Source organism: Jannaschia helgolandensis (assembly GCF_900109285.1).
Taxonomy (GTDB): domain Bacteria; phylum Pseudomonadota; class Alphaproteobacteria; order Rhodobacterales; family Rhodobacteraceae; genus Jannaschia; species Jannaschia helgolandensis.
The window spans coordinates 1,062,005-1,074,993 of sequence record NZ_FNZQ01000001.1 but is presented as its reverse complement, the minus strand read 5'-3'; the positions used below and the strand labels follow the sequence as shown (position 1 = coordinate 1,074,993).

13 protein-coding genes are annotated in these 12,989 nt (G+C 62.7%); 6 read left to right on the top strand and 7 right to left on the bottom strand.

Going from position 1 to position 12,989, the window contains the following annotated elements:
- Positions 1 to 73 precede the first annotated feature (73 nt).
- The 7 genes from BMY38_RS05260 to BMY38_RS05230 form a co-directional block, all read right to left on the bottom strand.
- Positions 74 to 364: a hypothetical protein gene (locus tag BMY38_RS05260; protein WP_139204658.1), complete on the bottom strand. Its 291-nt coding sequence runs from the start codon at positions 362 to 364 to the stop codon at positions 74 to 76.
- A 141-nt stretch (positions 365 to 505) separates the two neighbouring features.
- Positions 506 to 949: a hypothetical protein gene (locus BMY38_RS05255; protein ID WP_092760396.1), complete on the bottom strand. Its 444-nt coding sequence runs from the start codon at positions 947 to 949 to the stop codon at positions 506 to 508.
- Positions 950 to 1,287: 338 nt separating this feature from the next.
- Entirely contained in the window at positions 1,288 to 2,355 is a 1,068-nt protein-coding gene (locus BMY38_RS05250) for a TRAP transporter substrate-binding protein (RefSeq protein WP_092760394.1), read from the bottom strand.
- A 29-nt stretch (positions 2,356 to 2,384) separates the two neighbouring features.
- The gene (locus BMY38_RS05245) at positions 2,385 to 3,677 is read right to left on the bottom strand and encodes a TRAP transporter large permease (RefSeq protein WP_092760392.1); all 1,293 of its coding nucleotides are present in this window, start codon (positions 3,675 to 3,677) and stop codon (positions 2,385 to 2,387) included.
- Positions 3,678 to 4,256 carry a TRAP transporter small permease gene (locus BMY38_RS05240; protein WP_092761231.1) on the bottom strand — a complete coding sequence of 193 codons (579 nt, stop codon included), beginning with the start codon at positions 4,254 to 4,256 and terminating at the stop codon, positions 3,678 to 3,680. It lies immediately after the preceding gene.
- Positions 4,257 to 4,380: 124 nt separating this feature from the next.
- A complete protein-coding gene (locus tag BMY38_RS05235; protein ID WP_092760390.1) occupies positions 4,381 to 5,436 on the bottom strand; it encodes an ABC transporter ATP-binding protein in 1,056 nt (351 codons plus the stop codon).
- A gap of 5 nt (positions 5,437 to 5,441) precedes the next feature.
- A complete protein-coding gene (locus tag BMY38_RS05230) occupies positions 5,442 to 6,260 on the bottom strand; it encodes an IclR family transcriptional regulator (RefSeq protein WP_245737500.1) in 819 nt (272 codons plus the stop codon).
- A 119-nt stretch (positions 6,261 to 6,379) separates the two neighbouring features.
- Between BMY38_RS05230 and BMY38_RS05225 the strand changes: the two genes are divergently transcribed.
- The 6 genes from BMY38_RS05225 to BMY38_RS05200 all read left to right on the top strand — a co-directional run bounded on the left by BMY38_RS05225 (position 6,380) and on the right by BMY38_RS05200 (position 12,989).
- Entirely contained in the window at positions 6,380 to 7,621 is a 1,242-nt protein-coding gene (locus BMY38_RS05225; RefSeq protein WP_175495774.1) for an ABC transporter substrate-binding protein, read from the top strand.
- Between the two features lie 140 nt (positions 7,622 to 7,761).
- A complete protein-coding gene (locus BMY38_RS05220) occupies positions 7,762 to 8,709 on the top strand; it encodes a carbohydrate ABC transporter permease (RefSeq protein WP_092760388.1) in 948 nt (315 codons plus the stop codon).
- Entirely contained in the window at positions 8,706 to 9,086 is a 381-nt protein-coding gene (locus BMY38_RS05215; protein ID WP_092760386.1) for an MmcQ/YjbR family DNA-binding protein, read from the top strand. Before BMY38_RS05220 ends, BMY38_RS05215 begins: the two co-directional genes overlap by 4 nt.
- Positions 9,087 to 9,935 (top strand): carbohydrate ABC transporter permease, encoded by an 849-nt coding sequence (locus BMY38_RS05210; protein WP_092760384.1) that lies wholly within the window; start codon positions 9,087 to 9,089, stop codon positions 9,933 to 9,935. It abuts the gene before it with no gap.
- A gap of 158 nt (positions 9,936 to 10,093) precedes the next feature.
- Positions 10,094 to 12,136 (top strand): alpha-galactosidase, encoded by a 2,043-nt coding sequence (locus BMY38_RS05205; protein WP_092761225.1) that lies wholly within the window; start codon positions 10,094 to 10,096, stop codon positions 12,134 to 12,136.
- Positions 12,137 to 12,218: 82 nt separating this feature from the next.
- Positions 12,219 to 12,989 (top strand): SDR family NAD(P)-dependent oxidoreductase, encoded by a 771-nt coding sequence (locus BMY38_RS05200; RefSeq protein WP_092760382.1) that lies wholly within the window; start codon positions 12,219 to 12,221, stop codon positions 12,987 to 12,989.

Sequence of the window (12,989 nt, the reverse complement as noted above, 5' to 3'; positions counted from 1 at the left end):
GCCTGCCTTAGAAACCGGCCTGGGGACAATCACATGACGGATCTTCCCGACAGCCGCGCAAGACTGGCGGCCATCAGACGTCCGCCACGACCTCGCCCCTCATCTCTCCCGTCATCCGCGTCATGTCCTCCTTGTGGACCTTCCTGCGAACCTCGTCGATCTTCAGTTCCGCCGCGTCCCTCGTGATCTTGTCCGGCCATTCGGTGATCGCGGCACTGGTCCGTTCGCTGGTCCGGATCACCGTGACGCGACTTGCGCCCAGGCCCTTCAACGCGGGCAGGCGTTTTTCCTCGATCGCGCGCAGGGATACGTTGTAATCGGTCCCGTCTGCGATTTCCCATGTGGTGATTGTGATATAGCGCATATCGACCTCCATCGGTTATCGCCTGAGTCTACCACAAAAACGAACGGACAGCTTGGCCGCGTTCCACCCCCCTCTCGGTGTGCCCGCAAAGCCGCGTCGGGCCATGGCCTAACCTATAGGACAAACAGCACTATTGCTTCATCATGGCATGGAGACTTCGCCCTCCCAGGCCGAAACTGACGCACCGCGCTGGCCACGCGTCGATTCAAATGTACCGCTACCGGTCAAACCTTCATATTTGCCGCCAGCCTGGAGAATCTCCCAAACGCCAGTTTTTGCACCTTTTTCGACCTTGTAGGACGAGAGGACGAAGTCTGTAGCATCACCGTAACGACATATGCCCTCACCCCAGTCGCCATTGGCATCCCAGTATCCAGCCCCGTTGCATTCGGTCGGCTCTGGCAATGCGTCAGGATCATCTGACACGCGAACACCTTTTGTCGAACTCATCCAATAGCCGGTCGTTTCACCTGTAGGCCAAGCTTTTACGTCTGCCAGCATGTAGTTATTGCCTGAAACCTTCTCGGCTGCCACCGCCGTCGCAATAGTGGATGCGCCGATTAGTGCTAAGATCAAAACTTTCATCGAGTATACTCCTACAAAAAAACTACAAGTCGGCGCACGCCAGTGATTGGCCCCACAGGTGTGATCCGGCTCAAATGATAATTCATAATCGGCCTGGCATCCATTGGATGATGGTCCGGAGCGGTTGGACAGCGGTTTTAGGGAAAAGCGTCCATCTGATTTTGACCCGATTTGGCCGGGGTCGAAGAAGCCGACATTGCTGCAATCACGGCATCCTGCGCGCTGAACTCGACGCAGCCATCGCCGATCCATGCCGCTTGCTCGCTCTCCTGCACCGGGAAATGAAAAGGGCGATCCACTGATCGCCCCCCTCGCAGTCCTGATTCGGTGCCTTCAAATCATTCCAGATCGCGCGCGCGACGGGCGCCGACGTTCTCCTCCGCCTCGGCGATTGCCGTGCGGAAGTTGGCCAGCATTTCCTCGCCGCCGTCCACGTTGCCCGCGAACCAGTCATAAACCGGGGCCGCCGCATCCTGGAAGGCCTGCTTCTGCTCGGGGCTGGGCACATAGAGATCGCCGCCACCGGCCACGAAATCCTCATAGGCCTGGATCGACTTGCGCTTGGGCGAGGCGAAGGTCGCCTGCTGCAACGCCGCAAATCCATCGACGACAACGCGCTTCATGTCGTCGTCCATCGCCTGGAACTTCTCGTTGTTCATCACCCAGATCGCAGCCATGTAGGCGTGCCCGTCCAGCGTCATGTATTGCAGCCCCGCATCCGGGAACTTCATACCCATGATGTCGGTGATGCCGTTCTTCGACCCTTCGACCACGCCGGTCTGCAGCGAAGTGAACAGCTCGGGCCACGGGATCGGCGTGGGCGAAGCACCCAGCGCGCGCACCAACTCCTGCGGCAGGTCGGCGACCACAGTGCGGATCTTCATGCCTTCCAGATCGGTGGGCATCTCGACCCGGCGCTGGGTATTGGCGAAGTTGCGCCAGCCGCCGGTGTTGCCCACGGTCATGATGCGGATCGCATCGCCCGAATCTTCCAGCGCCTTGGCCCGCAGCTGACTGGTCAGCGCGGTGTTGGTCAGCACTTCCTCGGCGATGCGGTCGTCGGACATCAGGTACGGCAGGTCAAAGATCTGCACATAGGGGAAGATGCCGGCCGCGCCGCCGGACGTCGTCACGAAGACGTCGATGGACCCGTCGGCCACGCCCTGCAGGCATTCCGCGCCGTTCGAGCAAAGCTGCGTGCCGATGAACAATTCGACCGTGATGGCACCGTTCGACGCCGCCTCGACATAGTTCTTGAAGACGACCAGTCCGTCATAGTCCTCGTCGTTCTCGTTGGAGTTGGCGGTCGCGCGGATGTTGATGGCGTGGGCATCGGCAAAGGCCACCGACGGCAGCGCGGTAATCGCGGCCAGCGCGCCCGCCTTGAATATGTTGATCAGTTTCATGAGGTCTCTCTCCCTTTTGGACCGGTTATTTATAAGAACCCGAAGAAGCGCGGCACTGCCAGAGATATGGCAGGCACATAGGTGATCAGGAAGATCACGAAGACTTCGACGGCCAGGAACGGCAGAATCGCGCGGGCGATGGTTTCCACCCGTTCGCCCGACACGGAACTGGCCACGAACAACACCAGCCCCATCGGGGGCGTCGCCAGCCCGACGGTCAGGTTGACCGACATGATGATGGCGAAATGCACCGGATCGACACCCAGCGACGTGAAGATCGGCCCCAGGATCGGGCCAAGGATGATGATTGCCGGACCCGCATCCAGAAACATGCCGACGATGAACAGCAACAGGTTGATCAGCAACAACAGGACCAGCGGGTTTTCCGACAGCGACAGGATGAGCGCGGCCAGCGCCTCGGGCGCGTGGGACAGGGACACGACCGTTTTGAACGCCATCGCCGCGCCGACCAGCAACAAGACCACCGACGACATGATCGCTGCCCGCGACAACACGTTCGGCAGGTCGCGCCATGTCATTTCACGCAACAGGAACAACGAGACGATGACGGCATAGGCCACGGCCACGGCGCTGGCCTCGGTCGGCGTGAAGGCTCCGCCCAGTATACCGCCCAGAATGATCACCGGCGTCAGCAGCGGGAAGAAGGCCTTCAGGGACGCCTGTCCCTTTTCGCCCCATGTCGCGCGGCGCTTCAGGTCCGGGAAACCACCGGGGTTGCGGCGCGCCATGACATTGGTGACAACCATCAGTCCGACGCCGACCAGAACGCCGGGAACGATACCGGCAAGGAACAGCGCGGCGACCGATTGCTCCATCACATAGGCATAGATGATCATGATGCCCGATGGCGGAATGATCGGCCCGATGACCGAGGATGCGGCGGTCACGGCGGCGGCAAATTTGCGGGTATAACCTTCCCTCTCCATCGCGGGAATCAACATCGACCCCAGCGCGGATGTATCCGCCACCGCCGACCCGGACAGGCCCGCGAACAGCATCGACGACAAGATATTCACCTGTGCCAGACCGGCGCGGAAATGCCCGACCAGGGCCTGACTGAATTCGACCAGCCGCATGGTGATGCCGCCGCGGTTCATCATCTCGCCCGCCAGCAGGAAGAACGGGATCGCCATCAGGGGGAAGCTGTCCATGCCGTTATAGACGTTCCGATACAGAAGGACGAAATCCTTCTCCTGTCCGCTCAGCCACAAAAGGATGCCCGGCGCGGCCAGCAGGGCAAAAAACACCGGCAGGCCAATCATCAGCAGCACAAGAAACGCAGGCAGGAACCAGACCAGCATCTATTCGGCCCCTACCATTTCGGTCTCGGGGATGACCGGCAGATCGTCGTCCCTTCCGGCCAATGTGGCGATCTGCCGCAGGATCAGCTCCACCGTGACCGAGGTCAGCATTATGAACCCGACGAGCAGCGACGCCATCATCCAGCTGCGCGGCACCTTTTCCCAGCCATCGACGGTCGGATAATACAGCGACGAAGTTGCGAAACGGCCCGAAAAGCCCGTGACCTCGGACCACCCGATCCTGACGGCGAAGACCAGCACCAGAAGCGCCAGCAGCAACAGGATCAGGTTCAGCACCCCGCCGACAAAGCGCGGCAGGGCCAGTTGTATCATGTCGATGGCGACGAACCCGCCCCGGCGCAGCGCCGTCGGGGCCACGACCATCAACCACAGCATCAGAAAGCGCGCGGCTTCTTCCGGCCAGGGCAGCGGATTGTTCAGCACATAGCGCCAGAAGACCTGCACCAGTATGAACACGACCATCAACGCCATGCAGGCGATGCCGACCCAGCGGCCCACGGCCAGCGCACCGGCGTTGACCGCTCCCAGTGTGCGGATGATCGTCAGAAGTCCTCCCACGTGCCCTCCCATGCGACGTGTCCCTGCCATGACGGGCCAGCGTGACGCCCATGTGAACGCGCTGGCGAGGCCTGCGTCAATCGCTCAGTCTCGGTTTTGTGTGTCCGCACATGGCCGCGTCTGCTCAGCGTATGCGCATTTCACTGTCCGCGTCGAAGACCATGATCCGCGATGGATCGATCGTCAGCCCGACCCGGTCGCCTTCATTCGACCGGATGTCGCCCCGTTCCTCGACGATGATCTTCTCGTCCGTGTCCGTCGTCATATAGGCGAAACTGACACCGCCCAGCGCTTCGGTCAGGTCGATGCCAAGGGTGTCGCCCGCAACCACGTTCAGATGTTCGGGACGCATTCCGACGATCACGTCATGACCCTCCGGCGGCAATTTGACCTGCGGCGTCAACGAAGTCTTCAATCCCGGCACATCCACGGCGCCGCCCTTCACCGTGCCCTTCAGAAAGTTCATCGACGGCGAGCCGATGAACCCCGCGACGAAGCGGTTGTCGGGGTCGCGGTACAATTCCAGCGGCGCGCCGACCTGTTCGATCACGCCCGCGCGCAGCACGACGATCTTGTCGGCCATCGTCATCGCCTCGACCTGATCGTGGGTGACATAGATCATCGTGGCGCCGATTTCCTTGTGCAGGCGCGCGATCTCGACCCGCATCTCGACACGCAATTCCGCATCCAGGTTGGACAGCGGCTCGTCGAACAGGAACACCTCGGGCCCGCGCACGATGGCGCGCCCGATGGCGACGCGCTGGCGCTGACCGCCTGACAGGGCGGCGGGCTTGCGCTTGAGATAGTCATCCAGCTTCAGGATGCGCGAGGCTTCAGACACCTTGGACTGGATTTCCGCCTTGGGATGGCCGTTCATCTTCAGGCCGAAACCCATGTTCTCGCCCACCGTCATGTGCGGGTAGAGCGCGTAGGTCTGGAACACCATCGCCACGCCGCGCTGCGACGGGTCTTCGCGGGTCACGTCCCGGGGACCGATCATGATCTGGCCTTCGGTCGTCTCCTCCAGCCCCGCGATCATCCGCAGCAGGGTGGACTTGCCGCAACCGGACGGCCCGACGAAGACGCAGAACTCGCCCTCGTTCACTGTCAGGTCGACCCCGTGGATCACCTGCACGTCGCCATAGCGCTTGACCACATCCGTTAATTCGACGCCTGCCATCCGATCTATCCCTCTGTCTGATCGGGGAAGCGCCAGTCGCGGACTTCCCCGGCAATTCTGTCCACCGCCTGCCGCAAGTGCGGCAGATGGCGCTTCAGATTCTCCAATGTGCCCCGGTCCGTCGACGATGTGACCGACACGGCGCCCAGAACGCGACCGCCCTGCGACAGGACCGGCATGGCGATGCAATGAATGCCCGGCTCGTGCTCCTCGCGGTCGAAGGCGTTTCCCTCGGTGCGAATCACGTCCAGTTCGGCCCGCATCGCGTCGGCATCCGTCAGCGTATTGGGCGTGAACCGATGCCAGCTTTGCTGGACCAGCGCCGCCTCGCGCTCGGCCTCGGGCAGGAATGCCAGCATCGCCTTGCCGACCCCCGTGCAATAGGCCGGGCCGATCTTGCCGGCTTCGGAATACATCGGCACCGGGCGCACCGCGTTGCGCTTGTCGACATACAGAACGTGGCCGCCGTCCAGTTGCGCCAGATGCACCGTCTCGCCGACCGCGCGGCTCAGGCGATCCAGATGCGACCGCGCGATCGGGGCCAGACTCGACTGCGCCCAGGCCGCATGCGCCATCCGCACCAGCCGCAACCCCGGCACATAGGTGCCCCGTTCGGGGTCGAACCCCAGCATCCCCTGTTTGGTCAGGGTCTGCAGCAGACGGTACAGCGTCGCCTTGGGAAACGGCGACACCTCCAACAGCTCCGTGAACCGGACCGGACGACCGAAGGCCGCCACGCGATCGAGAACGCCAAGGGCCTTGCCCACGGTCCCGTCGCTGCCGTCGCGGCCTGTGACGGTGCTGGTGTCTGTCTGGATGTTCACGCCGCCGGACCTCCCTCCGCAAAGCTGTTGACAGCCTAGGCAGAACGCCGCACAGTTTTCAACATAAGAAACTTGGTTTCATTAAATGGAACCATCGGGACGCAATTCGGGAGGAATTCATGCGATCCATTCTGACGGCTCTTGCCGCTTCCACCATCATGACCGGCGTTGCTTTCGCCAACCCCCTGTCCGGCGATATGCGGATCGTATCCGACATGTCGAACCCTGCGCCCCGCGCGGTGATGGAGGGTCTTGTCGCCGACTTCGGCGAAATGCACCCCGACCTGAACATCGAACTGGAAGTCGTCGACCGCGACGGCTGGAAAGGTCAGATCCGCAATGCGCTGACCGCCAACCCGCCCGACGTCATCAACTGGTATGCCGCCAACCGCATGGGCCCCTATGTCAATGCCGGTCTGTTCGAAGACGTGTCGGACCTCTGGGGCGATATCGAGGGTCTGGACGCCGTCAAGGGCGCGCTGACCATCGACGACAAGCAATGGGGCGTGCCCTATACCTACTATAACTGGGGCCTCTATTACCGCGAGGATATCTTCGCAGAACTGGGTCTGGAAGAGCCGGAGACCTTCGAGCAGGAGATCGCGAACTGCCAGGTCATCATCGATTCGGGCCGCTCCTGCTATGCCATCGGCACCAAGTTCCTTTGGACCGCAGGCGGCTGGTTCGACTATATGAACATGCGGACCAACGGCTTCGACTTTCACATGCAACTGGCGCAGGGTGAGGTCGAATGGACCGATCAGCGCGTCCGCGATACCTTTGCCAACTGGCGCAAGCTGATCGACATGGGGGCCTTCCTGCCCGACCACCAGAACTACTCCTGGCAGGAGGCGCTGCCCTTCATGGTCAACGGCGAAGCCACTGCCTATCTGATCGGCAACTTTGCCGTGGCGCCGATGCGCGAAGCGGGCCTGACGGATGATCAGATCGACTTCTACCAGTTCCCGATCATCACGGAAGGCATTCCGCAGGGCGAGGATGCGCCGATCGACACGTTCCATATCCCTTCGGGGGCCTCGAACAAGGAAGCCGCGCGCGAATTCCTCAAGTTCGTGACCACCGCCGACGTCCAGACCAAGATCAATGCGGGCGATGCGCTGGGCCAGCTTCCGGTCAACGCGGCCTCCTCGGTCGATGACGACGAATTCCTGAATCAGGGCTTCGAGATGCTGACCAACAATGCCAAGGGCGGCATCGCCCAGTTCTTCGACCGGGATTTCCCGGCGGAAATGGCGTCGGTCGGCATGGAAGGCCTGCAGGAGTTCATGGTGTTCCCCGACAACCTCGACGACATCCTGCAACGCCTTGAGCAGGCCCGTCAGCGCATTTACGCGCAATAATCGACGCAGGGCGGGGTTCTGCCCCGCCTCTTGCACCCACCTCTCGCAGGGTGGGTGCATCCCACCAGCCGACGTATCCGCAAGCTGACAGGCTTCCGAATGTGCCGCAGACACCACGCCCCTGACCCGGAGGCATCCATATGACCAACGCTCCCGTCGTCCCCGACCTCCACCCCCCGGCGGCAAAGCGTGGCTGGTACAAGCGCAACGAGATCGCGATCACCCCGTGGCTGTTCCTGCTGCCGGGCATCCTGTTCTTCTCGGCCTATGTCATCATTCCGATCTTCCAGTCCTTTCAGGTCAGTCTCTATCGCTGGGACGGCCTGGGCGACCTGTCCGAACAGGGGCAGTTCATCGGCCTCGGCAACTACCGAGAACTGGCGACCGACCGGAACTTCGAGATCAGCCTGTGGAACAACGTGCGCTGGCTGTTCCTCTATCTTCTGGCGATCCCGATGGGCCTCGCCATCGCGCTGTTCCTGAACCAGACCGTGACCGGCATCCGCCTGTACAAGTCGCTGTTCTTCTTCCCTTTCGTGATCAGCCAGGTCGTCGTCGGCCTCGTGTTCTCGTGGTTCTATCTGCCCAACGACGGCCTTCTGGCGGTCATGCTCGGCTGGATCGGCATTGAAGGCGTCAACATCCTCGGCAGCCCGGAGACGGCGACCTACGGCATCATTGCTGCGGGTCTCTGGCCGCAGACGGCATATTGCATGATCCTCTACCTCACCGGCCTCAACGCCATGGACCCCGAACAGATCGAGGCGGCACGGCTGGACGGCGCGAAACGCTGGAAGATGCTGTGGTACATCATCATTCCGCAACTCAAGCCCGCCACCTTCATCGCCTTCGTCGTCACCATCATCGGCGCGCTGCGATCCTTCGACCTGATCTCGATCATGACCAACGGCGGCCCCTTCGGATCGACCCGCGTGCTGTCGTTCTACATGTTCGAGAAAGCCCTCGCCGAATTCGGCTTCCGCATGGGTTATGGCGCCGCCATCGCAGTTATCCTGTTCCTGATCATGCTGGTGTTCATCAGCTACTTCCTCTGGAGCATGTGGAAAGACGAAAGGGCCGCGCGATGACCCGCGCCCAGTTCGACACCCTCTGCGCCGCCCACCCCGGTGCCGTCCTGTCCGGTCCCGGCGAACTCGACGCGTGGAAGATCGGCGGCAAGATGTTCGCCTGCTTCGGGCACACCGATCAGCGTGCGACCAACGATGACCACGCCGTCGTGCGCTGCGCCGACACCGAAATGGCCCGGATGCTGATCGAGACGGGGGCCGCAGGCAAACCGGCCTACTTCCGCGGCGCGTGGGTCCGCCTCGACCTCGCGTCGCTGGACGAAAGCGAGGCCGCCCACCGCATCGCCGTCAGCTATGACACGATCCGCGCGGGCCTGACCAAGAAGATGCAGGCCACCCTGCCCGCAGCCGCCCGCCGCGATCTGGAGGCCCAATAAATGTTCCCGACTCCGATCCAGAAATCCTCGCGCCAGTGGCAACTGACCTATCAGGCCCTGCTGCCCTTCGCGCTCATTCTGTGGCTGTTGCCGCTGATCGCAGTGATGCTGTTCTCGATCAAGCCCGACAGCGATTTCACCAATGGCAACTACTGGGGCGTCCCCGGCTCGTTCGACCTGTTCGAAAACTACGGCAAGGTTTTCTTCGACAGCGACATGCCGCGTTATCTGTGGAATTCGCTGCTGATCACCGTGCCCACCGTCATCGGCACCATCGCCCTGTCGAGCATGACCGGTTTCGCGCTGGGCATCTACCGCTTCAAGGGCAACCTGTTCCTGTTCTTCCTGTTCATCGCGGGCAACTTCGTGCCCTTCCAGATCCTGATGGTGCCGGTCCGCGACTTCACCATCGACCTCGGCCTCTATGACACCAAGACCGGGCTGATCCTGTTTCACATCGCCTTCCAGACCGGGTTCTGCACGCTCTTCATGCGCAACTTCATCCGCGCCCTGCCGTTTCCCCTGATCGAGGCAGCACGCGTCGAAGGCGTGTCGGAGTGGCGCATCTTCTGGTATGTCGTCATGCCGCTGATGAAGCCCGCCGTCGCCGCCCTCGCCGTCCTGATCTTCACCTTCATCTGGAACGACTACTTCTGGGCCATCGTCCTGACCCAGGGCCCCGACAGCCAGCCGGTCACGGCGGGCATCACCGCCTTCAACAGCCAGTTCCGCGCCGCCTATCATCTGATGAGCGCGGGCAGCATCGTCGCGGCCCTGCCGCCGGTGGCGATGTTCTTCCTGATGCAGAAACACTTCGTCGCGGGCCTCACGCTGGGCGCCGTCAAGTAACACCGACCGACCCGAGACTGCCCATGTCCCCTGATACTTTTTCTGACGCATTGCCTGCGTCGGCACTTCCCCTTGGTGCGTCCGCGCCCGAACCCGCCGAACCGGTCCGCACGTGGCGCATCGACGACCACGACCCGGAAACCGGTGCGCGTCAGACGATGGCCTTCGCCGCCGAAGGCGACCGGCTGCCGCAAGTCATCTACTGGGGACCGCCCCTGCCATCCGACGCGCCGCTTGAAACCCTCGCGCGGGCCGACCAGATCGACATCACCGGCGGTATGCTGGATGCGAACCCCGACCTGTCGCTCTGCCCCGAAGCGTCGCGGAGCTTCCCCGGCCAGCCCGGCATGATCCTGCGCGGCCACGATGGATCGCCCCTGCTGCCGCGCTTTACCTTTGCGTCCGACGATACCTCCGATGGCCTCACGCTCATCTACTCCGACGACGCCAACGGCCTGACGCTGACCTTCCGCTTCGTGCCCGACTCCTCGACCCGGATCATCACCTGCAAGACGATCCTCGAGGCCAGGAAGTCCATCCATCTGCACTGGCTGGCAGGCCCGGTCCTGCCCGCACCGCAGCAATCATCGGAGATGATAGACGTCTCGGGCCGCTGGTGCGGCGAGTTCCAACTCAACCGCACCGCATGGTCCCCCGGCATGCGCTACCGCGAAAACCGCACCGGCCGTACCGGCCACGAACATTTTCCCGGCCTGCTGATCCCGTGTTTCGGTGCGACCAACACGCAGGGCGAGGCCTACGGCTTCCACTACGGCTGGTCCGGCGGTCACAGGATGATTGCCGAGGAGTTGCCCGACGGACGCCGCCAGATCCAATGGGGCCACGCCGCCCGGATGGAGACCCACGCCGGGAAGCGCTTCGAATCCGCCAGCCTCTACGTCACCTATTCCCAGACCGGCCTGAACGGCTGCGCGGTGTCGTTCCAGCGCCACCTGCGCGATCGCATCGTCACATGGCCCCGGCCTGCCACACCACGCCCGGTGCACTACAACTGCTGGGAAGCGATCTATTTCGACCACAAGCTGCCGATCCTGAAGGACATTGCCACCCGCGCCGCCAAACTGGGCGCGGAACGCTTTGTCCTCGACGACGGCTGGTTCGGCAACCGCGACGACGACACCCGCAGCCTGTCGGACTGGACGGTCGACCCGCGCAAATACCCCGATGGCCTCGGTCCGCTGATCGACCATGTGCAATCCGAGGGCATGACCTTCGGCATCTGGTTCGAGCCGGAGATGATCAACCCGGACAGCGACATCCACCGCGCCCACCCCGACTGGGCGCTCGGGTCAGAGGATCAGACCCTGGGCCGCCAGCAGAAGGCCCTGAACATGGCCCTGCCCGAGGTCCGCGACTTCATCTACGACCGCATGGCCGCGATCCTGTCGCAACACGACATCGACTACATCAAATGGGACCACAACCGCGTCCTGCCGATGCCCGACGCAGATCAGACGCGCGGCAGCTATGCCCTGATCGATCGTCTGCGCGCCGACTTTCCGCAGGTCGAGATCGAAAGCTGCGCCTCCGGTGGCGGCCGCATCGACTTCGGCATCCTGAAACGCACGCAGCGGGTCTGGCTGTCTGACAGCAACGATGCTCTGGAGCGGATGCGCATCCAGCACGACGCCGCCCTGTTCCTGCCGATGGCCGTCAGTGGCAGCCACGTCGGCCCGCGCCGCTGCCACACGAGCGGCAGGACCCTCGACATTTCGGTCCGCGCCTGGGTCGCCGCCCAGCGTCACATGGGGTTCGAGATGGATCCCCGCGAACTGGACGACCGGGAAACCGCCGTCCTGACCGAGGTCACCGCATGGTGGAAGCGCAATCGCGACTGGATGCTGGACGCCGACATCCTGCGCCTCGACAGCCCGGACCCGACCGTTCTGGCCGAACAGCAGATGCCCCGCGACGGCCACCGCTTCGTCGTCTTCGCGGGCAAGGCAGGAACCTCCGCCCAGATCGCGCCACGTCCCCTGCGCCTGACCGCGCTGGACCCGGACGCCCGCTACCGCGTCGAACTCATCAACCGCGCGAACGCCCCGGCCCTGTCGCGCGGCACCCCGATCCTCAAGAACGACGCGATCGAGATGTCGGGCGCATGGCTGATGCATCACGGCATTGTCCTGCCCTGGAATTTCCCGGACACGATATGGGTCATCGAAGGGCATCGGTTGTGACGGGCAGAGGCGCACATGGGTATGACCCATGTAATACCTTCGTATGCACCGTCGTAATATACCAAATGACAGGGATGAATTCATGACCCAGACAGCCACATATCCCGACCTGAACGGCGCCTCCGTCTTCATAACCGGGGGCGGATCCGGCATCGGCGCGGACCTGACCGAAGGCTTCCTGCGACAGGGCGCAAAGGTCGCCTTTATCGGACGGTCCGATGCGTCCGGGTTTGTCGAGAAGGTTGCGCAAGCTACGGGCAAGAAACCGCTTTTCATTCAGGGCGACATTACCGACGTCGCCGCCCTGCGCGCCGCAATCGACACCGCCGCCGCCGCCCACGGCCCGATTACGCGGCTTGTCAACAACGCCGCCAACGACAAGCGTCACACTACTGAGCAGGTCGACGAGGACTTCTGGGACTGGTCCGTGGCGATCAACCTAAAAGCCTATTTCTTTGCCTGCCAGCATGCGATTTCATACATGAAATCAGTTGGCTACGGACACATCGTCAACTTTTCCTCGGTCTCCTACATGATGGGCAACGCCGGCTATCCGATCTACACCGCCGCAAACGCCGGCATCACAGGCATGACGCGATCCCTCGCGCGGGAATTCGGCCCTGACCGCATCCGCGTCAACGCCCTCGCCCCCGGCTGGGTCCTGACGCAGAAGCAGCTGGACCTCTGGGCCGATCCCGACAGCCTCGCCGCGCATCTGGAGCGACAGTGCCTCAAGGACTACCTGAAACCGAAGGACATTGTTAACCCTACGCTTTTTCTGTCCTCCGACGCGTCCCGCATGATGACGGGGCAGGCCATGGTCGTGGACGGCGGCGTCGTGGTAACAGGCTGA